This window comes from Streptomyces sp. NPDC048420 (assembly GCF_040651535.1).
In the GTDB taxonomy this organism is placed as follows: domain Bacteria; phylum Actinomycetota; class Actinomycetes; order Streptomycetales; family Streptomycetaceae; genus Streptomyces.
In genome coordinates, this window is the sequence record NZ_JBEZKG010000017.1 from 73855 (window position 1) to 99184 (window position 25330).

The 25330-nt window shown below is 69.7% G+C and carries 24 protein-coding genes and 1 pseudogene; 19 read left to right on the forward strand and 6 right to left on the reverse strand.

The genetic code is table 11. The features are described 5' to 3' along the window. Positions 1–71: 71 nt before the first annotated feature. From clpB to AB0D34_RS30240, 3 genes are all read left to right on the forward strand, one after another. Entirely contained in the window at positions 72–2669 is a 2598-nt protein-coding gene (gene clpB / locus AB0D34_RS30230) for an ATP-dependent chaperone ClpB (RefSeq protein WP_362667002.1), read from the forward strand. A gap of 126 nt (positions 2670–2795) precedes the next feature. Then, the gene (locus AB0D34_RS30235; RefSeq protein WP_362667005.1) at positions 2796–4064 is read left to right on the forward strand and encodes an ATP-binding protein; all 1269 of its coding nucleotides are present in this window, start codon (positions 2796–2798) and stop codon (positions 4062–4064) included. Then, the gene (locus tag AB0D34_RS30240; RefSeq protein ID WP_362667008.1) at positions 4042–4632 is read left to right on the forward strand and encodes an RloB family protein; all 591 of its coding nucleotides are present in this window, start codon (positions 4042–4044) and stop codon (positions 4630–4632) included. The genes AB0D34_RS30235 and AB0D34_RS30240 overlap by 23 nt, the downstream gene beginning before the upstream one ends. A 109-nt stretch (positions 4633–4741) precedes the next feature. Here the strand turns inward: AB0D34_RS30240 and AB0D34_RS30245 are convergent, their stop codons facing one another. Further along, positions 4742–5230, reverse strand: a complete 489-nt coding sequence (locus tag AB0D34_RS30245; protein WP_362667011.1) for a hypothetical protein — start codon at positions 5228–5230, stop codon at positions 4742–4744. A 140-nt stretch (positions 5231–5370) separates the two neighbouring features. Here AB0D34_RS30245 and AB0D34_RS30250 point away from each other — a divergent pair, with 140 nt between their 5' ends. Next, complete coding sequence (locus AB0D34_RS30250; RefSeq protein WP_362667014.1) at positions 5371–5895, forward strand: YbjN domain-containing protein; 525 nt, start codon at positions 5371–5373, stop codon at positions 5893–5895. A 12-nt stretch (positions 5896–5907) separates the two neighbouring features. Here AB0D34_RS30250 and AB0D34_RS30255 read toward each other — a convergent pair whose 3' ends face one another. Beyond that, positions 5908–7026, reverse strand: a complete 1119-nt coding sequence (locus AB0D34_RS30255; RefSeq protein WP_362667373.1) for a hypothetical protein — start codon at positions 7024–7026, stop codon at positions 5908–5910. A 199-nt stretch (positions 7027–7225) separates the two neighbouring features. Here AB0D34_RS30255 and AB0D34_RS30260 point away from each other — a divergent pair, with 199 nt between their 5' ends. Beyond that, entirely contained in the window at positions 7226–7417 is a 192-nt protein-coding gene (locus AB0D34_RS30260) for a hypothetical protein (RefSeq protein WP_362667017.1), read from the forward strand. A gap of 52 nt (positions 7418–7469) precedes the next feature. Here AB0D34_RS30260 and AB0D34_RS30265 read toward each other — a convergent pair whose 3' ends face one another. Next, positions 7470–7934, reverse strand: a complete 465-nt coding sequence (locus AB0D34_RS30265; protein ID WP_362667020.1) for an ATP-binding protein — start codon at positions 7932–7934, stop codon at positions 7470–7472. 179 nt (positions 7935–8113) lie between these two features. On the opposite strand from AB0D34_RS30265, the gene AB0D34_RS30270 reads away from it, so the two are divergent. The 5 genes from AB0D34_RS30270 to AB0D34_RS30290 all read left to right on the forward strand — a co-directional run bounded on the left by AB0D34_RS30270 (position 8114) and on the right by AB0D34_RS30290 (position 11367). Continuing rightward, the gene (locus tag AB0D34_RS30270; protein WP_362667376.1) at positions 8114–9031 is read left to right on the forward strand and encodes a helix-turn-helix transcriptional regulator; all 918 of its coding nucleotides are present in this window, start codon (positions 8114–8116) and stop codon (positions 9029–9031) included. After that, on the forward strand, positions 8991–9125 hold the full coding sequence (locus tag AB0D34_RS30275) for a DUF397 domain-containing protein (RefSeq protein WP_362667379.1): 135 nt from the start codon (positions 8991–8993) through the stop codon (positions 9123–9125). The genes AB0D34_RS30270 and AB0D34_RS30275 overlap by 41 nt, the downstream gene beginning before the upstream one ends. Positions 9126–9382: 257 nt before the next feature. Further along, positions 9383–10249, forward strand: a complete 867-nt coding sequence (locus AB0D34_RS30280; RefSeq protein WP_362667024.1) for a hypothetical protein — start codon at positions 9383–9385, stop codon at positions 10247–10249. A gap of 85 nt (positions 10250–10334) precedes the next feature. Beyond that, positions 10335–10991, forward strand: a complete 657-nt coding sequence (locus tag AB0D34_RS30285) for a DUF433 domain-containing protein (protein WP_362667027.1) — start codon at positions 10335–10337, stop codon at positions 10989–10991. Continuing rightward, on the forward strand, positions 10981–11367 hold the full coding sequence (locus AB0D34_RS30290) for a toxin-antitoxin system, toxin component, PIN family protein (protein WP_362667030.1): 387 nt from the start codon (positions 10981–10983) through the stop codon (positions 11365–11367). The genes AB0D34_RS30285 and AB0D34_RS30290 overlap by 11 nt, the downstream gene beginning before the upstream one ends. 101 nt (positions 11368–11468) lie before the next feature. Here AB0D34_RS30290 and AB0D34_RS30295 read toward each other — a convergent pair whose 3' ends face one another. Further along, entirely contained in the window at positions 11469–12662 is a 1194-nt protein-coding gene (locus tag AB0D34_RS30295) for a pyridoxal phosphate-dependent aminotransferase (RefSeq protein WP_362667033.1), read from the reverse strand. An 835-nt stretch (positions 12663–13497) separates the two neighbouring features. On the opposite strand from AB0D34_RS30295, the gene AB0D34_RS30300 reads away from it, so the two are divergent. The 7 genes from AB0D34_RS30300 (at position 13498) to AB0D34_RS30330 (ending at position 20649) form a co-directional block, all read left to right on the forward strand. Next, a complete protein-coding gene (locus AB0D34_RS30300) occupies positions 13498–14022 on the forward strand; it encodes a DUF2617 family protein (protein WP_362667036.1) in 525 nt (174 codons plus the stop codon). A gap of 100 nt (positions 14023–14122) precedes the next feature. Beyond that, positions 14123–15757, forward strand: coding sequence for a polyamine aminopropyltransferase (locus tag AB0D34_RS30305; RefSeq protein ID WP_362667039.1), 1635 nt, complete (start codon positions 14123–14125; stop codon positions 15755–15757). 70 nt (positions 15758–15827) lie between these two features. Further along, complete coding sequence (locus AB0D34_RS30310) at positions 15828–16568, forward strand: SRPBCC domain-containing protein (protein ID WP_362667042.1); 741 nt, start codon at positions 15828–15830, stop codon at positions 16566–16568. A gap of 13 nt (positions 16569–16581) precedes the next feature. Continuing rightward, on the forward strand, positions 16582–17373 hold the full coding sequence (locus AB0D34_RS30315) for an aldose 1-epimerase (protein WP_362667045.1): 792 nt from the start codon (positions 16582–16584) through the stop codon (positions 17371–17373). A 10-nt stretch (positions 17374–17383) separates the two neighbouring features. Beyond that, the gene (pyrE, locus tag AB0D34_RS30320) at positions 17384–17932 is read left to right on the forward strand and encodes an orotate phosphoribosyltransferase (RefSeq protein ID WP_362667048.1); all 549 of its coding nucleotides are present in this window, start codon (positions 17384–17386) and stop codon (positions 17930–17932) included. A 150-nt stretch (positions 17933–18082) separates the two neighbouring features. Continuing rightward, entirely contained in the window at positions 18083–19114 is a 1032-nt protein-coding gene (fbaA, locus tag AB0D34_RS30325; protein WP_362667051.1) for a class II fructose-bisphosphate aldolase, read from the forward strand. A 65-nt stretch (positions 19115–19179) separates the two neighbouring features. Then, the gene (locus AB0D34_RS30330) at positions 19180–20649 is read left to right on the forward strand and encodes an MFS transporter (RefSeq protein WP_362667054.1); all 1470 of its coding nucleotides are present in this window, start codon (positions 19180–19182) and stop codon (positions 20647–20649) included. Between the two features lie 249 nt (positions 20650–20898). Here the strand turns inward: AB0D34_RS30330 and AB0D34_RS30335 are convergent, their stop codons facing one another. After that, complete coding sequence (locus AB0D34_RS30335; protein ID WP_362667058.1) at positions 20899–21318, reverse strand: DUF3151 domain-containing protein; 420 nt, start codon at positions 21316–21318, stop codon at positions 20899–20901. Between the two features lie 122 nt (positions 21319–21440). On the opposite strand from AB0D34_RS30335, the gene AB0D34_RS30340 reads away from it, so the two are divergent. After that, a complete protein-coding gene (locus tag AB0D34_RS30340; RefSeq protein WP_362667061.1) occupies positions 21441–22889 on the forward strand; it encodes a recombinase family protein in 1449 nt (482 codons plus the stop codon). A 413-nt stretch (positions 22890–23302) separates the two neighbouring features. On the opposite strand, the pseudogene AB0D34_RS30345 reads toward AB0D34_RS30340, so the two are convergent. After that, positions 23303–23669 (reverse strand): annotated as a pseudogene (locus AB0D34_RS30345) (helix-turn-helix transcriptional regulator); the annotation flags it as partial. On the opposite strand from AB0D34_RS30345, the gene AB0D34_RS30350 reads away from it, so the two are divergent. Beyond that, a complete protein-coding gene (locus tag AB0D34_RS30350; RefSeq protein ID WP_362667063.1) occupies positions 23644–25305 on the forward strand; it encodes a hypothetical protein in 1662 nt (553 codons plus the stop codon). The pseudogene AB0D34_RS30345 and the gene AB0D34_RS30350 overlap by 26 nt on opposite strands. Positions 25306–25330 lie beyond the last annotated feature (25 nt).

A 25330-nucleotide genomic window follows, 5' to 3' on the forward strand; every position in this document is an offset into this window, starting at 1 on the left:
AACTTTATGTACGCTGACTGAGTCAGCACAGGGTCGGTACAGGAGCTGACACCGAGGAGGAGTACGGACACGTGGATGCCGAGCTGACCAACCGGAGCCGGGACGCGATCAACGCGGCCAGCAACCGGGCCGTGACCGAGGGGCACCCGGACCTCACCCCCGCCCACTTGCTCCTCGCTCTGCTCCAGGGGCAGGACAACGAGAACATCGTCGATCTGCTGGCCGCCGTCGACGCCGACCAGGCCGCCGTGCGGGCCGGGGCCGAGAAGGTGCTCGGCTCACTGCCCAGCGTGACCGGGTCCACCGTGGCGCCCCCGCAGCCCAACCGCGACCTGCTCGCCGTCATCGCCGACGCGCAGGCCCGCGCCAAGGATCTCGGCGACGAGTACCTCTCCACCGAGCACCTGCTCATCGGCATCGCCGCCAAGGGCGGACCGGCCGCCGAGGTGCTGACCGGACAGGGCGCCACCCCGAAGAAGCTGATCGACGCCTTCCAGAAGGCCAGAGGAGGGCGCAGGGTGACCACCGCCGACCCCGAGGGGCAGTACAAGGCCCTGGAGAAGTTCGGAACCGACTTCACCGCCGCCGCACGGGACGGCAAGCTCGACCCCGTCATCGGCCGCGACCAGGAGATCCGCCGGGTCGTGCAGGTGCTGTCCCGTCGTACGAAGAACAACCCCGTCCTCATCGGCGAGCCCGGCGTCGGCAAGACCGCCGTCGTCGAGGGCCTCGCCCAGCGGATCGTCAAGGGGGACGTGCCCGAGTCGCTCAAGGACAAGCGGCTCGTCTCGCTCGACCTGAGCGCCATGGTGGCCGGCGCCAAGTACCGCGGTGAGTTCGAGGAGCGGCTCAAGACCGTCCTCGCCGAGATCAAGGACTCCGACGGGCAGATCATCACCTTCATCGACGAGCTGCACACGGTCGTGGGTGCGGGCGCCGGCGGGGACTCCTCCATGGACGCCGGCAACATGCTCAAGCCCATGCTGGCCCGCGGTGAGCTGCGGATGGTGGGTGCGACGACCCTCGACGAGTACCGCGAGCGGATCGAGAAGGACCCCGCCCTGGAGCGGCGCTTCCAGCAGGTGCTGGTGGCCGAGCCGACGGTCGAGGACACCATCGCCATCCTGCGCGGGCTCAAGGGACGCTACGAGGCTCACCACAAGGTCCAGATCGCCGACAGCGCGCTGGTGGCCGCGGCGGCACTCTCCGACCGGTACATCACCTCCCGCTTCCTGCCCGACAAGGCCATCGACCTCGTCGACGAGGCGGCCTCACGCCTGCGTATGGAGATCGACTCCTCGCCCCTGGAGATCGACGAACTCCAGCGCGGTGTCGACCGGTTGAAGATGGAGGAGCTCGCGCTGGTCAAGGAGACCGACCCGGCCTCCCGCGAGCGCCTGGAGCGGTTGCGCCGCGACCTCGCCGACAAGGAGGAGGAGCTGCGCGGCCTGACCGCCCGCTGGGAGAAGGAGAAGCAGTCCCTCAACCGGGTCGGTGAACTGAAGGAGAAGCTGGACGAGCTGCGCGGCCAGGCCGAACGCGCCCAGCGCGACGGCGACTTCGACACCGCCAGCAAGCTGCTGTACGGCGAGATCCCCACCCTGGAAAGGGACCTGGAGGCCGCCTCCGAGGCCGAGGAGGAGGCCGCCAAGGACACCATGGTCAAGGAGGAGGTCGGCGCCGACGACATCGCTGACACCGTCGCCGCCTGGACCGGCATCCCGGCCGGCCGCCTCATGGAGGGCGAGACCCAGAAACTCCTGCGCATGGAGGAGGAGTTGGGCAAGCGGCTCATCGGCCAGAGCGAGGCCGTGCAGGCCGTCGCCGACGCCGTACGGCGCACCCGAGCCGGGATCGCCGACCCGGACCGGCCCACCGGCTCCTTCCTCTTCCTCGGCCCCACCGGCGTCGGCAAGACCGAACTCGCCAAGGCCCTCGCCGACTTCCTCTTCGACGACGAGCGGGCGATGGTCCGCATCGACATGAGCGAGTACGGCGAGAAGCACACCGTCTCCCGGCTCGTCGGCGCGCCCCCCGGGTATGTCGGCTACGAGGAGGGCGGCCAGTTGACGGAGGCGGTGCGCAGGCGGCCGTACAGCGTCGTGCTCCTCGACGAGGTGGAGAAGGCGCACCCGGAGGTCTTCGACATCCTGCTCCAGGTGCTGGACGACGGGCGTCTGACGGACGGTCAGGGGCGTACGGTCGACTTCCGCAACTCGATCCTGGTGCTGACGTCCAACCTGGGCAGCCAGTTCCTCGTCGACCCGATCACCAGCGAGTCGGAGAAGAAGGAACAGGTCCTGGAGGTGGTCCGGGCCTCCTTCAAGCCGGAGTTCCTCAACCGGCTCGACGACCTGGTCGTCTTCTCCGCCCTCACCAAGGACGAACTCGGCCGGATCGCCCGCCTCCAGATCAACCGGCTCGCCAAGCGGCTCGCCGAGCGCCGGCTCACCCTGGAGGTCACCGACGCGGCCCTGGACTGGCTCGCCGTCGAGGGCATGGACCCGGCCTACGGCGCCCGCCCGCTGCGCCGCCTCGTCCAGACCGCGATCGGCGACCGCCTCGCCAAGGAGATCCTGTCCGGCGAGGTCAAGGACGGCGACACGGTCCGGGTGGACGCCTTCGGGGACGGCCTGATCGTGGGTCCGACGACCGGCAAGACGCTGTAACGGCAGCAAGGCCCGTCACCCTGGTGGGTGGCGGGCCTGTTCGGGTTGGGGGCGCGAAGCTAACATTTGGTATCGGCCCTATTTGCATTTCACTTGTTCACAAGGCCAGGAAACGGGGTGTACGGCATGCTGTTGAGCTTCCGGGTGGCCAATCATGGGTCACTGCGTGAGCCGCAGGAGCTGAACCTCGTGCCGGTCTATGAGGACGAGCGGCCCGCGCTGACCGTCGCGGCGATCTACGGGGCGAACGCCTCGGGCAAGTCGACGGTCATCGACGCGTACCGGTTCTTCCGCGAGGCGGTGGAGGAGTCCCAGGCCAAGTGGCTGCCCGGCGCCCGCATCGAACGGCGGCCGTTTCTGCTGGACCACGAGAGCCGGGGCGAACCGTCGACCTACGCGGCGGATCTGGTTATCGGCGGGGTGCGGTATGTGTACGGCTTCGCGGTCTCGGACACCGAGGTCGAGGAGGAATGGCTGTACTCGTATCCCAAGGGCCGTAAGCGGGTCCTGTTCGAGCGCCGGAGGACGGACGTGACGTTCGGGAACTCGCTGGGGGGCGAGAGGGCAACCGCCGAGCGGGTGATGCGGCCCAACAGTCTGTATCTGTCGGCTGCCGCGCAGACGGCTCACGAGGAACTGGGTGCTGTCTGGCGTGACATCAAGGAATCCTGGGTCGTCCGTGACCGGCAACGGCACGCACTCATCGATCACGGGGCGGCCGTCACGAAGGTTCTCGAGTACTTCGAGGACCTGGGAATCGCGCGAGCCGCCGACGTCCTGGCGGCAGCGGATCTGGGAGTGCACGGGGTCCGCCGGGGCGAGGACTCCACCGGGCGGCAGCTCGGCCGTGAATGGGCGGACGCGTCGGAGGACATCAAAGAGGCTCTCGGGCGCTCTCTGCAGTTCGTGCACCGGGTGGGGGAGCAGGAGTTCCTGCTGCGGGCACAGGACGAGTCGGCCGGCACCAAGACCTGGTTGAACCTGGTGAGCATGGCGCTGCTGGTCCTTGTGGACGCGCGTCAGCTGTGGATCGACGAGATCGACGTCAGCCTGCACCCGCTCCTCACCGCCAAGCTCGTAGGACTCTTCCAGAACCCCGAACTCAACCCCCACGGCGCCCAGCTGATCTTCACCACCCACGACGCGGCCCTCCTCGGCACGATGCTCGGCGAAGAGGTGCTGCGCCGCGACCAGATCTGGTTCGTCGAGAAGAGCTCCGAGACCGCCGCCTCCGAGCTCTACCCGCTCAGCGATTTCAAGCCGCGCAAGGGGGAGAACTTCGAGCGGCGCTATCTGGCGGGGAGCTACGGCGCGGTACCGGTGCTGCCGGAGACCGCGCTGGAGGACGTGGTGCGGGAGTACTGGGGGGCACATGCCAAGGCCGTTTCCGCGTGAGGGGTCGGGCCGTCGACGCGGCCCCACCCGCAGATCCGCGCGGACAATCCTCGTCGTCTGCGGCAGCAGGGAGACCGAGCGGCAGTACCTCCAGGGACTGCGGGAGCACCTCCGCAACCCCGCTGTCTCCGTCGTCGTACGCGGCAAGGCCTGCGCGCCGACCCAGCTTGTCGCCTACGCGCGCAAGCAGCGGGAACTCACCAAGGGCAGCTTCGACGAGGTGTGGTGCGTCTTCGACGTGGACCAGTTCGTCGACGTCGCCGAAGCCGTCGTGGCCGCGCGCAGAGCGAACATCAAGGTGGCTGTCTCCAACCCCTGTTTCGAGCTCTGGCTCCTGCTCCACTTCGCCCCGCAGACGGCACACATCCCGACGTACCGGAAGCTGCTTCCCCTCCTGCAGAAGCACGTGCCCGGATACGACAAGGCGCGTGTCGACTTCGTCCACTACGCGGACGGCCGGGCTGCCGCCGCGGAGCGCGCCCGTGGGCTCGATCCGACTGGTGAGCGACATGAACGGAATCCGTCCACCAACGTATGGCGGCTGGTCGAGCGGATGGAGGAGCGGTGACGGCGACACGGTCCGGGTGGACGCCTTCGGGGACGGCCTGATCGTGGGTCCGACGACCGGCAAGACGCTCTGAGCGCGGTGGTGACGAGGGGGCGGTGGCGCCCCCTCCTCACCCCGTGAAGGCCACGAACCGCACCTCGGACCACTTGCGGCTGTCGTGGGTGATCTCGATCTGCACGAAGGCCCGCTCTCCCGCGACCGGGCCCGCGTTCAGGCACGCGTCGACCTGGGCTTCGCCGCACTGCGTGGTCCGCAGTTTCGGCCCCTGCGGGAAGCCGGCCGCCACCCAGGCGTCGATCTCGGCGCGTGGCATCCGGAAGCGGGCCTCGTAGCGGGGTTCCGGCCCGGCCTGGAGCCCGCACCAGGTGTCGCGCGCCCCCGCCGGCAGCTTCGCCCCGCCGAAGGCCAGGGCTTCGGCGCACGAGGTCTTCTTCACGTCGGCGGCGACGGAGTCGTCCGTGAACAGCCAGGCGATCAGCAGCGCGAGCAGGGCCGCCACCACCAGCGTCGGCACGGCCAGGATCGCCAGGAAGACCCCCCATCTGGTCCTGCCCGGCTCGGCCTGTTCCGCCACCGTTTCGGTCGGCGTCAGTGTCATGTCTTCCCCGTTTCCTCGACATGTGCTTTCTGTGGCTGTCCGGATCATGTCAGCCCTGGGAGGACAGGGTCTGTCGGGGCTTGCCACCCCCCTCCCCGGATGGGAGAGGATGGCGGAATCCGTACGAAGGGAAATTCACGGTGACCATCGACCCGTCCTCGATTCCGAACTTCGGGGGCCAGCCCGAGCCGCAGCAAGGACCGGCGGGCCCCGTCGTCCCGGATCAGGATCTTGTGAAGCAGCTCCTCGACCAGATGGAGCTGAAGTATGTCGTCGACGACGAGGGTGACCTCGCGGCGCCGTGGGAGCAGTTCCGTACGTATTTCATGTTCCGCGGCGAAGGTGACCAGCAGGTCTTCTCGGTGCGCACGTTCTACGACCGGCCCCACCAGATCGACGAGAAGCCGCAGCTGCTGGAGTCGATCGACGACTGGAACCGGCGCACCCTGTGGCCCAAGGTCTACAGCCACACCCACGACGACGGCACCGTCCGTCTGATCGGTGAGGCGCAGATGCTGATCGGCACCGGCGTCGCTCTGGAGCACTTCGTCTCCTCGACCGTCAGCTGGGTGCGCGCCGCCATCGAGTTCGACAAGTGGCTCGTCGAGCAGCTCGGCCTCGAAGACGAGGTCAACGACGCGGAGAAGCCCGAGGACGACGAGTAGGCGTCCTCCAGCTCACAGGGGCGTATCGGCGATCACGACCAGATACGCCCCGTACACGAACGAGAGCCCGGCCAGGGCACCGGCCACCACGGCCGCGTGCCAGGGCCGGGCTCTCGCCGTCCGCACCAGCGCCCGCGCGAGCGGCAGCAGCAGCGGGAAGGCGGGCAGCAGGAAGCGCGGCTTGGACGCGAAGAACCCCGACCCGCCGAGCGCGATCAGCAGCAGCACGCCGGTGTACACCAGCAGGGGGAGCGGGGCACGGTCGGCGAGCAGCAGGGCGTACAGGAGTACGGCGGCGGCGACCAGCAGTATCGCCATCGGGAAGACGAGCCGGTCGCCGTGCAGCACCAGGTGGCGTACGAAGCGGAGCGAACCCCGGCCGAGGTCGAAGCGGGAGCCCCAGCGGCGCTGCACCTCGAAGTAGCCGCCGAGCAGATCGCCCCTGCGGTGACCGACCCACAGCACGTACCCGAGCCAGCCGAGCGGGGCGAGCGCGAGGCCCGTCCACAGCCTGTGGGTAACTTTTTCCCGCCGACGCCAGATCTCGTACGCCGCCGTCACGAGGACCGCCGCGGCGACCGCGACGCCGTTGGGCCGGGAGAGCCCCGCGAGGGCTGCCAGCGCCCCCGCCCACACCCACCGCCCCGTCAGCACGGCGAACAGCGACCACGCGGCGAACGCCGTCAGGACCGGTTCCGTGTACGCCAGCGACAGCACCACCGAGTGCGGCAGCAGGCCCCAGAGCAGCACCAGGGCACCGGCCACGGCACGTCCGTGCAGGCGTAGGCCGACGGCGTGGATGCCCGCGGCGGCCACCGCGGCCGCGGTCCACGACACCACCAGGCCCGCCGCGCCCCCGCCGAGCGGGGTCAGCGCGGTCACGGCCCGGACCAGTGCCGGGTAGAGCGGGAAGAACGCCAGGTCATCGAAGACGACCCCCGGCCGGACGTGCAGCGTACGGCCGTACCCGTGCGCGGCGATCCCCAGATACCACCGCGAGTCCCAGGACCGCCCGAGCAGCGCGAGCGGCCCGTGCCCGGTCGCCCAGGCGGTCACCGCGAGGACGGCGAGGCCGGTGAGACGGGCGGCGGCGAAGAGGCCGAGGGCTGCCGCCAGGGGGTGCCGGACGATGCTGCGGTCGCCTGTGACGAGGGAGGGCGCGAGCGTGCGGGCGTGGGTGCTGGCGTGGGTCACATCAGCACATTGCATAAGAAATCAGTCATAAGCGAGCATTGCGCTTCTGGTGTTCGGGTGTCAGGGACGATCTCACAGCCGTATCGCCGGGCTCTCAAGTCGATGCAGTACGACACGATCGTGTCCCTCGGGCGCCATGCGAAGACCGCCACTGCACCGCGAAGTACGGCCGCTACGGCATCCCGATCTACCTGGTCGTGGACCCGTACGCGCACACACGCACAAGTACGGCACGGGCAAGCTCCCCATCCCCCTGGCCGACGGCCGCACCTTCACCCTCGACCTCGACGAACTCCCGCTCCCGGAGACCGAGGCAGACGCCCGCTGACGAAGTCCCCCGGATCGGACGGCCCTGGACCGCTCGTCCTCACCCGCACAACTCACGTTTCAATGCCGACAGTTGGACGGGCGATGGATACTTCCGCCCACACCGTCTTGCCCAGCGGGTGGCGCGGTGCCGATCCCCAGCGCACGGCCAGGGTGTCCACCAGGAGCAGTCCTCGGCCCGACTCGCCCTCGGGGGCCGACGACGGCGGGTTCGCGGGGGGCCGTTTCGTCGAGGCCGCGTCGGCGACCTCGACGCGGACCAGGCCCGCCACCGGGTCGAGAGCGACCCGGAGACCGAAGTCGTGTCCTGGCACCCGGCCGTGGAGCACGGCGTTCGCGGCGAGTTCGGCGACCACGAGGGCGACCGCGCACGACGCGTCCGACGCCGGCGGATACCCCCGCTCCTCCAGGTGCCGTACGGCGAGCTGCCGGGCCAGTCGCGCACCCCGGGGCGATGAGGCGAACTGTGCGACAAGAGGCGGTAGTTCGCTCTGCAGGTCCGTCGTTTCTGTCAGCACCGCGTGTTCCGTCCTTGGCTGTCGAGCAGGGGGAAGTGGCGTGGCGTGCGCAAGTCGTCACGTTCCGCACTCAAGAGTCGTCCGGTCGCCCTACGCTCAACAGGTGACTCGGCCTTACTTTTCGACTCGTAAGGAACGGAAGTGACGCTTTGGCCAACGGAATTGACCCCAGTACGTCGATGGCCGCGCTGTTCGGCGCGCGGGTCCGCAGACTTCGCCTCGCGGCCGGACTGACCCAGACCGAACTGGGCGACAAGGTCCACGTGGTGGGTACGCGGATCACGCAGATCGAGCGGTCGTCCGGAGCGAAGCCGACGCTGGAACTGGCGCGGGCGCTGGATGTGGCACTCGGTGCGGACGATCTGCTGGTGGAGCTGTGGCCGTATGTGTACCGGGAGGCGTTTCCGGACTGGTCGCGGAGGTTCATGGAGTACTCGGAGCGGGCGGTGGTCATTCGGCAGTACGCGGCGCATGTGGTGCCGGGCTTGTTGCAGACCGAGCCGTACGCGCGGGCGGTGCTGAGTGTCGGTCTGACGCTCGGCGGCAAGGAGCAGTTGGAGGAGCGGGTCACCGCTCGCATGGGTCGGCAGGAGCGCCTCCGCACGCCCGCCCGGCCCGAGTTGTGGGTGGTCCTCGACGAGGCGGTGCTCCGGCGTCCGGTCGGCGGCCAGGCGGTGATGCGTGAGCAGCTGGAACAACTGCTGGCGACTCGGAGGGACCGTCACATCACCGTGCAGGTACTGCCGTTCGACCAGGGCGAGCACGACGTGATGGGCGGTTCGCTCACCGTTCTCACCATGCCGGACGGCTCGGAGATCGCCTACACGGAGGGCGCGCACTACGGCCAACTCATCGAGGATCCGGACGAGGTCAAGCGTTGCTCGCTGGCCTACGATCGACTGCGGGCAGAAGCCCTGCCCCCGCTCATGTCACTGGACATGATCCGATCCGTGCTGGAGGACAACCGCCGTGGCTCGAATCTCCCGTCCCGAACTGAACGGCGCCGTCTGGCGCAGGAGCAGCTACAGCAATCAGGAGGGCGGCGACTGCGTGGAGGTGGCCGACGGGTTCCAGGACACCGTCGTCCCCGTCCGTGACAGCAAGGTCCCGCACGGTCCGGCGCTGTGCTTCGAAGCCGCCGCCTGGACCGTCTTCATAGGCGAGTTGAAGGCCGGAGGCCACCGTCACTGAGGCCGCCGGGCTCACCGGACCCTTGTCCGCGAGGGCCCGGTAGGCCGCTGGCCTCCCCAAAGAACCGGGGGAAAGAACTACCCGCCCACCCACCCTCCCCGGCCGCACGGCTCGCGTCACTCGTCCGAGTGACCGGCTTGCAGACGCGGGATGAGGGCGGTTACGTTCGCCGCGACAACAGCACACAGACTTCGGCCCCCGCCGGGACGGCAATCCCGAACGAGGGCCTGACCGATCAGGAAGAAGAGACCTTCCCGATGGCTGACCCGCAGTCTAACGCGCCGTCGCGCGCCGACGCCGGAGCTCCGACCTCCGGAGTGATCCACGTCCGCACCCGCCTCACGGCCGACTTCACGGTGATCTCCAACGCCCTCGCCCAGCGGCGCGGCAGCGCGGTCACGGTCGGTGTCGCGGCGTACATCTCCTCACTGCCCGACAGCACCCCCGTGACCATCCCGGCCCTGTGCGCGCACTTCAGCGAGGGCGAGATCCTGATCTCACGGGCGCTCAGGGAGTTGGAGGCGGCCGGTTACCTGGAGCGTCGCCGCGAGCGGACGCCCACCGGGCAGGTCCGTACCCGCACATACTTCTACGACGTCCCCGGCGGCGATCCCGAGCCGCCCCAACCGCGTCGGCCCCGGAAGCCAACCTGCACTGCGGCTGTTTCGCCCCAGTCGGCGGCCGTACCGGAAACGGCGCAGGCGTTGTCCCCCCAGGCCGAGGCGGAGACACCGATCCCGCTCTCCGACGCCGACCCCCGAGCCGTCGCCGTACTCACCTCCCTGCGCCGGGTCGACCCCCGCCTCATTCTGTCCGCGCAGGAAACCGCCCGCCTCGCCCCGGCCGTCGCCCGGTGGCTGGCGGCGGGTCTTCTGCCCACACACATCACGGACCACCTCACCGCACGGCTCCCGGCCCACTTCCTCACCCGCCCGGTCGGCATCCTCGCCTACCGGCTCAAGGAGACTCCCCTGCCGGTACCGGCCAGAGGCTCAGAACCCCCCGCACGTCCGACGGTCGTGCCCATGCGTAACTGCGACGGCTGCGACCGGGGATTCCGTTCAGCGGAACCCGGCCGTTGTCGGGGCTGCCGGTCCGGGGAGCAACTCCGTGCCGCCGGCTGAGCCGATGACCGGGTGTGCGGTCCACCCGCAGGTGGGAGGCTTGATGTGGCACGATGCGAAATCTGGCGCCAAGAGGAGGTGGGGCATGGTCGACAGGTTCACCGACGGACTTCTGACGCCCGCGGAGACCGCCTCCTACCTTGCGATTCCGCAGTCGACCCTCACCTCGTGGCTGAAGGGCAAGGCCGCCGGAGCGCCGCTGGTCCACCAGGTCGAGCCGGTGGGGAAGGGGCAGCCTTCGGTGCCGTTCATCGCGGTGGCCGAGGCGCACGTTCTTCGTTCTCTGCGTTCCCTGGGGCTTCGCATGAGCGAGATCAGGGAGGCAGCCGCCGCCGTACGCGACGCCTTCGACACTCCCTACGGCCTCGTGTCGAAGCGGATCGCCACGGATGGCGTGGACATCTTCATCGAGCACGGGTGGGGAGATCTCCGCAGAGCCCGCGACGGCCAGGTCCCCATCCACGAAGTGGTCTCCGACTATCTCCGCTACCTCACCTGGGAGCCGGGCGAGGACTTCCCCTCCAGCCTGCGGCTGAGGCAGTACCCGGCCTCCGTCCCCGTCGTGATCGATCCGAGGTTCGGTCACGGTCTCCCGGTGGTGGCCGCCAACCGCGTCACAGTCCAGGCCATCACCGACCTGTGGGAGGCCGGGGAAACGGTCGAGGACATCGCGTACGACTACGACATGACGCCTGAGCAGGTGGACGCGCTCTGCCGGGCCGTGGTGCACCTTGCGGCCTGAGTTCTTCCTCGACCGGAATCTCGGTCGCCGTGTCGCGGAAGGACTGAGGGCCTGCGGGTGGACGGTTCACCGCATCGGGGACGTCTTTCCTGACGACGGGCAGGACGTTCCGGACGAAGAGTGGATCACTCATGGTCTCGACCGGTCCTGGGTCCCGTTGTCGAAGGACGGGCGGATCAAGACCCGGGACCTGGAGATCCAGCCCGTCCTGGAGCGCGAGGCGGTGCTGTTCTACCTGGACAACCAGCAGCTTCGCAGCGTTGAGATGGTCGAGCGTCTCGTCGCACGCTGTGACGCGATCCATCGGGCCGTCGAGAAGGGCGGCCCGGCGGCCTACGCCGTACGACACGACCGCGTCGAGCGCACCTGGCCGTGACGGGAGGGCGCCCCTCGGCGTCCTCCCGTATGGGCTGCTACTTCGCGGCGGGCGCCAGCGCATGTCTTCGCGGGGCGAGGCCGCTCGTCGTCGAGCAGCGGTCAGCCCGTGAACGCCTTGCGGAGCCGTTCCGCCGCGTCCGCCAGGACCTCCGTGCGCTTGCAGAACGCGAACCGTACGAAGGGCGCCCCCGCCTCCCGGTGGTCGTAGAAGACGGCGTTCGGGATGGCCACGACTCCCGCGCGCTCGGGCAGCGCGCGGCAGAAGGCGAAGCCGTCGGTCTCGCCGAGGGGGCCGATGTCGGTGGTGATGAAGTAGGTGCCGGCGGTCCTGAAGACCCCGAAACCGGCCTCCGCCAGGCCGTTCGCCAGCAGGTTCCGCTTGGCGAGCATGTCCTCGCGGAAGGCGGAGAAGTAGCTGTCCGGGAGCGCGAGCGCCTCCGCGACCGCGTACTGGAACGGTCCCGAGGAGACGTACGTCAGGAACTGCTTCGCCGAGCGGACCGCCGAGACCAGTCCGGGTGCCGCCGTGATCCAGCCGACCTTCCAGCCGGTGAAGGAGAAGGTCTTGCCGGCGGAACCGATCGAGACCGTGCGCTCCCGCATCCCCGGGAAGGTCGCGAGGGGCAGGTGCTCGGCCTCGTCGAAGACCAGGTGCTCGTACACCTCGTCCGTGACCACCAGCAGGTCCCGCTCCACGGCCAGCTCGGCGATCGCGGTGAGCTCCTCGCGGGTGAGGACCGTGCCGGTCGGGTTGTGCGGGGTGTTGATCAGGAGGAGCCGGGTGCGGTCCGTCACCGCGGCGCGCAGCTCGTCGAGGTCGAGGCGGAAGCTGTCGTCGTGGGGCCGCAGGGTCACCGGGACCCTGGTCCCGCCCGCCATCGCGATACAGGCCGCGTAGGAGTCGTAGTACGGCTCGAACGCGACGACCTCGTCACCCGGTTCGACCAGCGCCAGCAGCGCGGCCGCGATGGCCTCCGTGGCGCCGGCCGTGACCAGGACCTCGGTGTCGGGGTCGTAGGACAGGCCGTAGCGGCGCTCCTGGTGCGCGGCGATCGCCGTACGCAGCTCCGGGACGCCCGGGCCCGGCGGGTACTGGTTTCCGCGCCCGTCGCGCAGCGCCCGTACGGCCGCCTCCCGGACCTCCTCGGGGCCGTCCGTGTCGGGGAAGCCCTGGCCGAGGTTGATCGACCCGGTCTTCAGGGCCAGGGCCGACATCTCGGCGAAGATCGTCGTCCCGAACTCGGCGAGACGGCGGTTGAGCAGGGGGCGCGCACTGGAGGTCATGCCGGTCATCCTGCGCCCAAGCTCTGGAGTTCCTCAACTCTGCTTTGGCCCGTGAGACGGAGGGGCATCTCCAGCTCACGCAACCAGCGAGGCGCCCACGGGGGGTCGCTTCGGGGGGTAACGGAAGGAGGGTGAGCCATGGTCATCGGCATCATCCTGGCGGTGTTCGCGGTCCTGTTCGTCGGGGCCCTTGTGTCCGCCTCGAACAGGAAGAAGAGCGTCAAGCTGGTCAAGCCCGTCCGCGGTGGCCGGTCCCGGGGGCACCAGGACAGCTGGTGGGCCGGCGGTACGGCGGGTGGGGTCTCGTCGTGCGGTTCGTCGGGTGGGGACTCCGGCGGGCATTCCGGGGGTCACCACGGGGGTCACTCCTGCGGCGGTGGGTCGTCCTGTGGTGGCGGGTCGTCCTGCGGCGGCGGAGGCGGATGCGGGGGAGGCAGCTGACACGGGGCAGCTGAGCTCCAGCAGGGGGAACCGCATCCGCGTACGGGGGAGCGGGGGAACGCGGGGGCGTGGGTCCGGACCTGGGTCGGGACGCACGCCCCCGCTTGTCGGTTTTTCACTCCGGTGCTCCGGCGTACGCTCCGGCCGCCGTGGCGTGCGCCGTGGTTGAACAGTTGAGCTGTGGAGCCCACGGAGGGATGGAAACCCCACGAAGTTGGGTAAAAAACCTGTGGCGGCGCCACTGTTCATGATTCCCTCTAAATCACCAACGCAGCCCCTCGGACGTCGCACGGACACCTCTCCTGACCTGCCGACTGGGCTGACCGGGCCGAATCCCGGTGTCGCCCCGGGTGCGCCGGAACCACACCTCCCCTTTTCTTTTGCGTGCTAGCGGAGCCGATCCATGCTCACGACCCTCAAAACCTCTTACACCGACACGCGCGCGGCCGACCTCGCCTGGGCCCTGGGGCGCGAGCCGCTGCCCGCCCTCGCCACGCTCGACCTGGAACTCGCCGGGGCGAAGCTTCAGTTGAGACTCCTCGGCGCCTCCCACCAGGTACTCCTCGAGGAGCGGCGGGGCACATGCTCGGAGACGGTGGCGTGCATCGCCGGCAGCAGTACGCCGTTGCCGCTGGGAGTGGCCAAGCGGGTGGGGGACTGGGGGTACGAGTTCGCCGCCCGGGTCGAGGCGTTGTCACCGGGTCAGTTCGCCGGACGGGCACAGGAGTTGCTGGCGCTGGTGTCCGACCATCCGAACGGGCTTGCCGGGGTCTTCCCGGGCAGCCCGCACGCGTTCACGGCGATGCTGGCGCAGCGGTACGAGGGACAGGTGCACTGGCGGACCTGGCACGCGTATCCGCAGGACGGGCAGTTGGTGGCCACACGGACCCGGGTGGGGGTTCGGGTCGCGGTGGCGACATCGGGTTGAGCCATCGGGTTGAGCCACGCAAACCCGATTTCCCGGTTGACCCTCAGTTCCACACGTGTGGGTGACGAAGCGTGCCGTAGCCGTGACGTAACGTCGCAGCGTGATCGAGTCGCACGCTCCCGCCCCACCCGGCGCTCCACCGCCCTGGCCCGGGCCCCCGCGGCTGCCGGTGCGGCAGGGGACGGGGCGGTTCCTGGTCCTGGCCTGCGTTTTCGTCTGCGCGGCCTGCGGACTGGTGTACGAACTCGAACTGGTCGCCCTCGCCTCGTACCTGATCGGCGACTCGGTCACCCAGGCCTCCGTGGTGCTGTCCGTCATGGTCTTCGCGATGGGCATCGGTTCGCTCGTCGCCAAACGGCTGCGCTGGCGGGCGGCCGCCGCCTTCGGCGTGCTGGAGGCACTGCTCGCCCTGGTCGGCGGCTGCAGTGCGATGGCGCTGTACGCCGTCTTCGCGTGGACCGGCGACTGGGGCGGCCTGTGGGCGAGCGGCCCCCGCTGGCTCCTGGTCGCCTTCTCCCTCGCCATCGGCCTGCTCATCGGCGCCGAGGTCCCCCTGCTGATGGAGCTGATCCAGCGCATCCGCCGCCAGGACGCGGGCGGCGCGGTCGCCGACCTGTTCGCCGCGGACTACGTCGGCGCGCTGGTCGGCGGCCTGGCCTTCCCCTTCCTCCTGCTGCCCCTCCTCGGCCAGTTGACCGGCGTGATGCTCATCGGCACGGTCAACGCGATCGCGGGCGGCGCCCTCGTCCTCGGCCTGTTCCGCCGCGACCTCACCCGCCGGGCCCGCTGGCTGCTGCTGACCGCCAACCTCGCCGTGCTCGGTGTCCTCGCCACCGCCGCCGTCCTCGTCGACGACTTCGAACGAGCCGCCCGCGAGGCCGTCTACGGCAAGGACGTACGCGTCGCGGTGCAGACCGGCGTCCAGGAGGTCGTCCTCACCGGCGGCACCCACGGCCGCCCCCTCGACCTCTTCCTCGACGGCCGCCTGAGGGTCAGCGGCCGCGACGAGCACCGCTACCACGAGGCCCTCGTCCACCCCGCGATGAACGGCCCCCACGCGCGCGTGCTCGTCCTCGGCGGCGGCGACGGCCTCGCCGCCCGCGAGGTGCTGCGCCATCCGGGCGTACGCCGGGTCGACGTCGTCGAACTCGACCCCGTGGTGGTGGACCTGGCCCGCCGGGACCCCGCCCTCTCCCGGCTCAACGGCCATGTGTACGGCGACCCGCGCGTCCACGTGAGCACGGCGGACGCGTTCCAGTGGCTGCGGACCGCGGCGCCCGAGTCGTCGTACGACGTGGTGATCGCCGATCTGCCCGACCCCGGCATCACCGCGAGCACCAAGCTGTACTCGCAGGAGTTCTACGGCCTGGTCCGCCGCGCCCTGACCCCCGGCGGACGGCTCGTCGTGCACGCCGGTCCGGTCGCCTCCCGCTCCCGTGTCTTCTGGACGGTCGAGACGACGGTCCGCGCGGCCGGACTGCACACCACGCCCTACCGGGTCGGCGGCCGCGACTCCGGATTCGCCGCGGGCCCCGACCGCACGGCGACCCGCGCCCCGCGCGACTGGGGCTTCGTGCTGGCGTCACAGGGAGCGCGCCCCGAGCTCGGCACGGACCCGCGGGGCGCCGGTTCCGCGAGCCTGGGGCGCAAGTCGCTGCGAGCGGCGGCGAGGGCCGCGGAGACGACGAGGATCAGGGGCCTGGCGCCCTCGACGCTGGTGCATCCGCGCTACTGAGACGGACCGGCGCGGTCACTTTCCACCAACGAGGGTGCGTGGCGGCCACCCCTGGGTAGGCTCGGCAACCATGGAGCATGAGGTGTTCGTTCCGGTTCCGGTAGAGCGGCTGCGCAAGGCCCTGGGGGACCCCGTCAGGGTCGCCCGGGCGGTTCCCGGGCTCCAGCAGGACGCCGGCGCGGAACCCGTCACCGGGCGCCTCAAGGTGCGGGTCGGCAGCCACTCCATCACCTACCGGGGCACGGTCCACGTCTCCGGCCGGGACGACGGTTCCTACGCCGTCGAGGGCGACGCCACCGAGACCCGCGGCACCGGCTCGGTCACCCTCGCCCTCGCCTTGCGGCTGCGCGACACGGACGGCGGCACGACCCTCACCTTCGACGGCACCGCGACGGCCGACGGCCGCGTCACGGAACTGCCCCAGGACGCGGTGGGCGCCGCGGTCGTACGCCTGCTGAACCGCTTCGCGGAGGCCCTGGCCGCGCCCGAGGAGGAACCGGAGCCGGCGCAGGCGCCGGAGCCCGTGGAACTCCCGGAGGCGGTGGAACCCCCCGAGGAGTCCTCGGCACCCGTCGCCGAGGACTTCACCGAACCCGCGGTCCCCCCGGCCGAGGCCGCCCACGCCCGCCGCACGATGATCGGCCGCAGCGCGGAGGAGGTCGACCACGCACCCCCGAGGGGCCGCTACGCCCCCGTCCCGACCCCCCAGACGGTGGCCCCGGGCGCGACCCTGCGCTGGGCGGCACCGGCGGCGGCAGCCGTCCTGGCATCGGCGATCGTGGTGACCCGGGTACTGAGAAAACGCCGTTGAGTAGTGTCGTCCCGTGAGCCACGAAGACATCACACTGACCGCGGGCGATGCGGAAGTGACCTTGCAGCCGGGAAACGGTGGACGGGTCGGGGGACTTCGGGTCGGAGGTGTCGAACTGCTGCGGCAGGGCGAGCGCTTCGGCTGCTTCCCGATGGTCCCCTGGTGCGGAAGGATCCGCGACGGCCGCTTCCGCGACGGCGCCACCACACACCAGATGCCGCTCAACTCCCCACCCCACGCCATCCACGGCACCGCACGCGACGGCGCCTGGACCGTCGCCCGCAGCAGCGGCGACGAGGCGGTGATCACGTACGACCTCGTCGAGCCCTGGCCCTACCCGGGCCGCGTCACCCAGATCGCGGCGCTCACGCCGGACGCCCTGACACTCACCATGTCCGTGGAGACGTACGACTCCTCCTTCCCGGCCCAGATCGGCTGGCACCCCTGGTTCAACCGCACCCTCGACGGCGGCGAGCCCGTGCGGCTCGACTTCACCGCCGCCTGGCAGGAGGAGCGCGGCGAGGACCACCTGCCCACCGGCCACCGCGTCGACCCGAAGCCGAGCCCCTGGGACGACTGCTTCGGCATGCCCGACGGCGTCGACGTCACGCTCACCTGGCCCGCGCAGCTGGAGCTGAAGGTCACGAGCCGCGAGGAATGGGTCGTGGTCTACGACGAGCAGGAGGCCGCCGTCTGCGTGGAACCGCAGACCGGGCCGCCCAACGGCCTGAACACACTGCCGCGCCTGGTCACGCCCCTGGAGCCGCTGGAGGCCTCGACGACCTGGAGCTGGCGCCGCCTCTAAGCTGACAGGCATGACTGACGCACGCGCCGCCCTGAAGCAGCAGATCCTCGACAAGGCCGTGGTGCACGGCAAGGTGACCCTGTCGTCCGGCCTGGAGGCCGACTACTACGTCGACCTCCGTCTGGTGACCCTCGACGGCGAGGCCGCGCCCCTGGTCGGACAGGTGCTCCTCGACCTGACCGCCGACCTGGAGTTCGACGCGGTCGGCGGCCTCACCATGGGCGCGGACCCGGTCGGCACGGCCATGCTGCACGCCGCCGCGGCGCGCGGGCGCAGGCTGGACGCCTTCGTCGTACGCAAGGCGGCGAAGGCGCACGGCATGCAGAAGCGGGTGGAGGGCCCGGACATCGCGGGCCGCCGGGTGGTGGTCGTCGAGGACACCTCCACCACCGGTGGCTCCCCGCTCGAAGCGGTCGCGGCCGTACGCGAGGCGGGCGCCGAGGTCGTCGCCGTGGCGACCATCGTGGACCGGGCGACCGGAGCCGCCGAGAAGATCGAGCAGGGCGCGGGTGTGCCGTACCTCTTCGCGTACTCGAAGGACGAGCTGGGGCTGGACTGACCACGGACCGACCACGGACCGACCGCGGGATGGACCATCCGGCCAAGTCTGGAAAGATGAGGCCGACGATGACGTCGAACCCCCACACAAGGTCTAGGTCAGGGCCGTAAGCACGCCGTACGCCAACCCGCAGATACAAGGAGCGGACACATGCCGATCGCAACCCCCGAGGTCTACAACGAGATGCTGGACCGGGCGAAGGCGGGCAAGTTCGCCTACCCGGCCATCAACGTGACCTCGACCCAGACCCTGCACGCTGCGCTGCGCGGCTTCGCTGAGGCCGAGAGCGACGGCATCATCCAGATCTCGACCGGCGGTGCCGAGTTCCTGGGCGGTCAGTACAGCAAGGAGATGGTCACGGGTTCCGTGGCCCTCGCCGAGTTCGCGCACATCGTCGCCGAGAAGTACCCGGTCACCGTCGCCCTGCACACCGACCACTGCCCCAAGGACAAGCTCGACGGGTACGTACGCCCGCTGCTGGCCGTGTCCGAGGAGCGGGTGAAGGCCGGCGGCAACCCGCTGTTCCAGTCGCACATGTGGGACGGCTCGGCGGAGACCCTCGCCGACAACCTCTCCATCGCGCAGGAGCTGCTTGAGCGCGCCCGCGCCGCCAAGATCATCCTTGAGGTCGAGATCACCCCGACCGGCGGCGAGGAGGACGGCGTCTCGCACGAGATCAACGACTCCCTGTACACCACGGTCGACGACGCGGTGCGTACGGTCGAGGCGCTCGGCCTCGGTGAGAAGGGGCGCTACCTGCTGGCCGCCTCCTTCGGCAACGTCCACGGTGTGTACAAGCCGGGCAACGTCGTCCTCCGCCCCGACCTGCTGAAGGAGCTGAACGACGGCGTGGCCGCCAAGTTCGGCAAGCCGGCCGGGTCGCAGCCGTTCGACTTCGTCTTCCACGGCGGCTCCGGCTCCACCGAGGAGGAGATCCGCACCGCGCTGGAGAACGGCGTCGTCAAGATGAACATCGACACCGACACCCAGTACGCCTTCACGCGTCCGGTCGCCGACCACATGTTCCGCAACTACGACGGCGTCCTGAAGGTCGACGGCGAGGTCGGCTCCAAGAAGACCTACGACCCGCGCACCTGGGGCAAGCTCGCGGAGGCCTCCATGGCCGCCCGTGTCATCGAGGCCACGCAGAACCTGCGCTCGGCGGGCACGAAGATCAAGTAAGCCTTCTTACGGCTGATTACGGTGAGCCCGGTGCTACGGCACCGGGCTCGCTGTATACCTGGGGCATGTCCGACGTCCGGCTGGCCTCGCCGCAAGGCAAGTGGATCCTGCTCACCACCGTCCTCGGCTCCAGCATGGCGCTGCTGGACTCGACCGTCGTCAACGTCGCCCTGCCGCGCATCGGCCGTGACCTCGACGCGGACCTCGGCGCCCTGCAGTGGACGGTCAACGCGTACATGGTGACGCTGGCCGGGCTGATCCTGCTCGGCGGCTCCCTCGGGGACCGGTACGGCCGCCGCAAGGTCTTCGTGGTGGGTGTCGTGTGGTTCGCGGCCGCCTCCCTGCTGTGCGGCCTCGCCCCGAACGCCGGTGTCCTCGTCGCCGCGCGGGCCCTCCAGGGGGTGGGTGGCGCCCTGCTCACGCCCGGGTCCCTGGCCCTGATCCAGGCCTCCTTCCATCCCGACGACCGGGGCCGGGCCGTCGGCCTGTGGTCCGGGTTCGGCGGCATCGGGGCGGCCGTGGGGCCCTTCGTGGGCGGCTGGCTGGTGGACGGGCCGGGCTGGCGGTGGGTGTTCCTGCTCAACGTCCCGCTGGCGCTGGTGTGCGTGCCGATCGCCGTACGGCATGTTCCGGAGTCCGCGGACGGCCGTAGCGATCACGGGCGCTTCGACGTGCTCGGCGCGGTGCTGGGCGCGCTGGCGCTCGCGCTGGTGACGTACGCGCTGATCGAGGCCCGCTCCGGTTCCCTGGTGGTCGCCGCCACGGCGGTCGCGGGCGTGGCGGCCGGGGTGGCCTTCGTCGCCGTCGAGAAGCGCCGTCCCGACCCCATGATGCCGCTCGGGATCTTCGCGTCCCGGCAGTTCACCGCGGTCAACGTGGTGACCCTGTGCGTCTACGCGGCCTTCGGCGGCTTCTTCTTCCTCGCCGCGCTCCAGCTCCAGGTGGTGGTCGGCTATTCGGCCCTCCAGGCGGGTGCGGCCCTGCTGCCGACGACCGCCCTCATGCTGCTGTTCTCGGCCCGCTCGGGTGCCCTCGCCGACCGCATCGGACCGCGCATCCCGCTCACCGTGGGCCCGCTGCTGTGCGCGGCGGGGATGCTGCTGATGCTGCGGGTCGGGCCGGGGGCGTCCTATGTGGTGGACGTCGTGCCCGCGCTGCTCGTCCTCGGCACCGGCATGGTCACGCTGGTCGCACCGCTGACGGCGACCGTGCTGGGGTCGGTGGACGCCTCGCGGGCCGGGCTCGCCAGTGGTATCAACAACGCGGCGGCCCGGGCGGCGGGGCTGATCGCGGTGGCCGCGTTGCCGCTGGTCGCGGGGATGGGGGAGGAGGCCTATCGATCGGCTTCGGCCTTCGATGACGCGTTCGGACGGGCGATGACGGTGTGTGCGGGGGTGTTGGTGGTGGGGGCGGTGGTCGCCTTCGCGTCGGTACGGTCGCTGCCGCCGGGGTGCCGTCGGCCGGAGTGCCGGACGTATGGAGCCGTTCTGGCACCTCCGCTGGAGGGGGAGAGGGCTCGGAGGCGGCTGTCGTAGGTCGGCCGCGGGCCGGTGGGGCAGCGAAGGCCGGTTCAGCTGTACCCACCTTGGGGGCGCGGGGCTGTATCGATATGCGGCTCCGCCGCGTGGGCGCGACCAGCCACGACGGTCCCGCAGCCGAAAACCCGGGCCAGAGTTCGGTCCCGGAGGAGAGGGAACGGAGCTACATGTGATCGTTCAATTTCTGCATTCCATGCCGCCACCACTGCTTGAGTGACGGCGGCACAGACGTCTCGACTGCGGTGATTACCGCTTCAGTTCGGCATACGCCTCGGCGCTGCTGTCCTTGAGGAACTGCCAGCAACGCTCCGTCTCGTCCTTCTCGTCGATCGCGCCGGCGGCGCGGGCGAGGGCCGCGAGGCAGCGCAGGAAGCCGCGATTGGCGCGGTGGTCCCAAGGGATGGGGCCGTGCCCCTTCCACCCGGCTCGGCGCAGCGAGTCCAGCCCCCGGTGATAGCCGGTGCGTGCGTACGCGTACGACTCGACCACTCGCCCTGCCTCGAAGGCATCGTCCGCGAGCATCGCCCAGGCGAGCGAGAACGTCGGATGCTTCGCCGCGACCTCGGTCGGTGCCAGGGACTCCTCGCCCAGCAGGGAGTACGCCTCTTCGTTCTCTGGCAGAAAGGTCGGCTCCGGGCCGCCGAGCAGGTTCTTGTGCGTCGTCATGTCGCCAGTCTGCCACTTGTGGCCCGCCATCCGGGACGTCTACGGGAGAGAACGGCCGTGGATCGAGGTCGAGTGAGAATGGCGCTTGATGTATCTGATCGCGATGTGCGACGATCCGGCGCATGGCAGCACGACGGGGGGCCTCCAGGGCCGTACGGGTGGGCATCTACACCCGGATCAGCAAGGACGACGAGGTCGAGGGGCTGGGCGTCGCGCGTCAGGAGGAGGACTGCCGACGGCACTGTGCCGCCAGGGGCTGGGAGGTGGCCCGGGTCTACGAGGACAACGACCTCTCGGCGTACAAGCGCAAGACCGTGCGCCCGCAGTTCCGCCAGATGTTGGAGGACCTCAAGGCCGGGCGGATCGACGGAGTCGTTGCCTGGGACATCGACCGTTTCACACGCCAGCCGCGTGAACTGGAGGCGTGGATCGACGAGTACGAGGATGCCGAGCGCCGGAAGCGACAGCTCGTCTTCGATTCCGTCTCGGCGTCGGACATCGACCTGTCCACGGAGAACGGTCGGTTCATCGCGCGGATCAAGGTGACCATCGCCAACAAGTCGTCGGCGGACACCTCGAAGCGGACAAGGCGCAAGCACCTGGAACTGGCGGCGAAGGGCAAGCTCCCTGGTGGTCGGGCGCCGTACGGATGGAACCGCGAGGACCGCAGGACGCTGGTGGAGGAAGAGGCCGAGAACCTCCGAAAGGCGGTGAAGGACTTCCTGGGGGGCATCCGTTGGGCGTCGATCGCGCGTGAGTGGCGGGACAAGGGGATCCGGTCGCACAGTGGAGGCTTCTTCGACGACTCCAAGATCAAGCGGATGCTGATCAACCCGCGGATCTGTGGCTACCGGATGCACCAGGGTGAGTTGTTCCTGGACGAGAGTGGTGAGCCCGTCGTGGGCGACTGGGAGCCGATCATCACCCCCGACCACTGGTATCTGCTCACGGAGAAGATCCAGCGTGAGTCGGAGGGACGAGCTGTAAGGGACTACGCCACCAAGTACCTGCTCTCGGGCATTGCCCGGTGCGGGCGGTGTGGTGCGAAGATGCGGGCCTTCCCGTCATACCGGAAGTCGAAGACGTCATCCCAGTTCAGGTACGCGTGCCCCGGCAAGAACGACGGTGGATGTGGGGGAGTGGCCAGGGCGGGCGAACCAGTCGACCGCCTCATCAGGAACGCTGTGTTCCTCAGCTCGGACAGGGCGCCGGCGAACGTCCGTGTGCGCGCACCGGAATGGGGTAAGGAGGAACAACTGGCCTCCCTGGAACGGGACATGGCCGAGTTCAAACAGGCGTGGCAGGAGCACCGCATGTCGGCTGCCCGCTACATCGCGCTTACAGAGGATCTGGAGAAGCAGGTCGCGGAACTGCATCGGGAACGCGCCCTGCACCGCGCCGAGGCCGCGACTTTCGCGGCCGGTCCCGTAGACATCCGGGAGCGGTGGGAGAAGCTGGCGATCGAGCAGCGGCGTGCCGCTGTTCTCAAGGTCTTCCGCGCGGTCATCATCAAGCCCGCGTCCAACGGGCCGATCTTCGATCCGGCGGATATCGAGCCGGTGCTCCGGTGATACGAGGATGCCGGGTCCCCGTTGTGGCTGGGGACCCGGCTCCGCTCGTTCATGACCGGTCTATGCCGAAGATGCGGAGCAGGTCGTCGACCCACTCTTCGTCGCGGGCGGGGAGCTGAGCCTCAACTCGGCGCAGCCATTCGTCTTCGGCAGAACCTCCCCCGCCCGCGCCGCGCCGCTGTGGCCGCCGGTTGGACGGGAACGGGATGGCGGGATGCGGGGAGGGAGGGCGGAGTCGGTGCGCGGGGTGGGTGCGGAGGCAGGGCGTGTTGCGGGTTGGCGCAAGGGGTGGGTCCTCTTCTGGCGGGTGTCGGTGCGGCAACACCGGTCCGCCGGTCGATCACTGGGGATGGGGTGAGGTGCCCGTGCTGGGGGTTTGCGGGCCCAGGGCGGGAGTGGATGGAAAGCGGTGGCTATGCCTCGTCTGAGGTGTCGGCCTCGTCCAGGTGGGTAGGCGGCGGTCCGTATGCCTCCAGGAGGTGCTTGGCGGACGCCTCGGCCATGGCGTTGGAGACCATCACGTCGGCTTCCTCGCGGATGTCGGGGTCCTCGGCGAGGTAGGCGTCCAGGGCGTCACGGGCCTGGGTGTAGGCGGCGTTGGCGCGCTGGGTTTCGCGGAACGCGTCCACGACGGCGTCGATGAGTTCCATGGCGCGGGCCTGGGCGGCGAGTTGCGAGGGGCCCGACGAGGTTACGCAGGTCGATGCCGAAGACCTCGGCGAAACCGATGGCCTCGTCGAGGTTGATGCGCCGCTTGCCGTTCTCGACCCTGGCCAAGGAGATCCCGGGAGGTAGCGTCAGCAAGTCGCTGACCCGCCTCGACAGCGACCTCAAGGACGACAACCACGATCTGTCACGCGCCCAGTGCATCAAATACTGGGGCGAGGGATACACCAAGGGCGGCACCCTCGACTGCGACGAGTTCCCCTTCCAGTCCACCCAGCAGGGCTCCTACTACGGCGGCCCGGGCAACGCCCACTACGCCGTCAAACCCCTGACTTACACGCACAACCGCGTGGTGGGAAGCCGGCTCGGCGCCTGGTACGGCGCCCAGCTCATCCTGTACGGCGAGGACGACGTCTTCGTCACCCTGCTCAACGGCAGCGGCGGCACCTATCTGGGACCCACCGCTCCGGCCGGAGTCGCAGCGCCGGTCACCTACCACCAGTGCCAGAGCAGCGGCCTGCCTGCGGTCCAGAACGTCAGCCCGCACGCGGCACCGGAGGGCCAGCTGCTGGACTACGCCGCCACGACCCCGGACGGATGGACCGGCGGCGACTCCACGTACTCGGTGAAACTGCCCGACGGACGCACGCTGTTCCTGTTCTCCGACACCTTCCTCGGCCCGCTCAACGCCAACGGCACCCGCCCCCTGAGCGCACCCCTGGTCAACAGCTTTTTCGTCATCAAGAACGGCGGACAGCTCACCACCGTCACCGGCGGCACCTCGGCGAGTCCTCAGGCGCTGATGCCTTCGCCCGAAGCCTCGTACTGGTACTGGCTCGGCGACGGCATGATCGCGAACATCGGCGGTACGGACTACCTTCAGATCATCTTCCACGAGTGGCACAAGTTCGGCCCCGATCTGTGGGACTTCGAGATCAGCCGGATGGTCGTCGCCACCTTCTCGCTCAGCAACCTGAAGAAGCCCGTCGCCATCGACCCCATCCCCTCGGACTCCGGCACCCAGTGGGGCGCCGGCCTGCTGCCCGCCTCGATGAGCGGCGACGGCTACACCTACATCTACGGCGTCTCCGACGCCCCGGTGAACAAGAAGATGCGCGTCGCACGGGTCGCGGGCAGCGACCTGTCCCGGACCGACGCGTGGCAGTACCTCAACACCGGCCAACAAGCGTGGATGCGGGGCGAGACCGAAGCGAACGACGTGCTCTCCGGCATCTCCAACGAGTACAGCGTCACGCCCTGGCACGGCGACTTCGCCCTCGTCAGCCAGGACACCACGCAGGCGTTCAGCGCCAAGATCCGCGTCTGGTCGGGCTGCGATCCCTACGGCCCGTTCGGATACTGGGTCGACCACGACGAGATCTACTACACCCCCGAGGCCGGCCCCTACGGCACCTACGGCGAAGAGGGCCAGGCCTTCACCTACAACGCCCACGTCCACCCCGCGCTCACGTCCGGCGACACCTGGACCCTGTCGTACAACGTCAACAGCTTCGACAGCCGGGTGAGCGAGGCCGGGGCGCACTACCGCGATCCCAGCATCTACAAGCCGCGGTTCGTCTCTTTCCGGCTGGTTGAATCCGGCACATTGCGGTCGAGTTCGGCCTTCACGATGCAAGACCCCTCGGACACGACCGCCACCGCCACCAGTGAAAGCGGCGGCTCGCGTCTCTCCGCGTGGGATCCCCTCCCATCCCTGGGATGCTCCTTCTGCATGGGGGTTCCACGCTGAAATCCTCGATGGCACCGGCACCCAA

Coding starts and splice junctions, on each gene's coding strand:
- fbaA (WP_362667051.1), top strand. CDS start 18,083: ATGCCGATCGCAACCCCCGAGGTCTACAACGAGATGCTGGACCGGGCG.
- AB0D34_RS30235 (WP_362667005.1), top strand. CDS start 2,796: ATGCTGTTGAGCTTCCGGGTGGCCAATCATGGGTCACTGCGTGAGCCG.
- AB0D34_RS30335 (WP_362667058.1), bottom strand. CDS start 21,318: ATGACGACGCACAAGAACCTGCTCGGCGGCCCGGAGCCGACCTTTCTG.
- AB0D34_RS30280 (WP_362667024.1), top strand. CDS start 9,383: ATGGCTGACCCGCAGTCTAACGCGCCGTCGCGCGCCGACGCCGGAGCT.
- pyrE (WP_362667048.1), top strand. CDS start 17,384: ATGACTGACGCACGCGCCGCCCTGAAGCAGCAGATCCTCGACAAGGCC.
- AB0D34_RS30340 (WP_362667061.1), top strand. CDS start 21,441: ATGGCAGCACGACGGGGGGCCTCCAGGGCCGTACGGGTGGGCATCTAC.
- AB0D34_RS30270 (WP_362667376.1), top strand. CDS start 8,114: ATGGCCGCGCTGTTCGGCGCGCGGGTCCGCAGACTTCGCCTCGCGGCC.
- AB0D34_RS30330 (WP_362667054.1), top strand. CDS start 19,180: ATGTCCGACGTCCGGCTGGCCTCGCCGCAAGGCAAGTGGATCCTGCTC.
- AB0D34_RS30260 (WP_362667017.1), top strand. CDS start 7,226: ATGCGAAGACCGCCACTGCACCGCGAAGTACGGCCGCTACGGCATCCC.
- AB0D34_RS30310 (WP_362667042.1), top strand. CDS start 15,828: ATGGAGCATGAGGTGTTCGTTCCGGTTCCGGTAGAGCGGCTGCGCAAG.
- AB0D34_RS30295 (WP_362667033.1), bottom strand. CDS start 12,662: ATGACCGGCATGACCTCCAGTGCGCGCCCCCTGCTCAACCGCCGTCTC.
- AB0D34_RS30245 (WP_362667011.1), bottom strand. CDS start 5,230: ATGACACTGACGCCGACCGAAACGGTGGCGGAACAGGCCGAGCCGGGC.
- AB0D34_RS30300 (WP_362667036.1), top strand. CDS start 13,498: ATGCTCACGACCCTCAAAACCTCTTACACCGACACGCGCGCGGCCGAC.
- AB0D34_RS30240 (WP_362667008.1), top strand. CDS start 4,042: ATGCCAAGGCCGTTTCCGCGTGAGGGGTCGGGCCGTCGACGCGGCCCC.
- AB0D34_RS30285 (WP_362667027.1), top strand. CDS start 10,335: ATGGTCGACAGGTTCACCGACGGACTTCTGACGCCCGCGGAGACCGCC.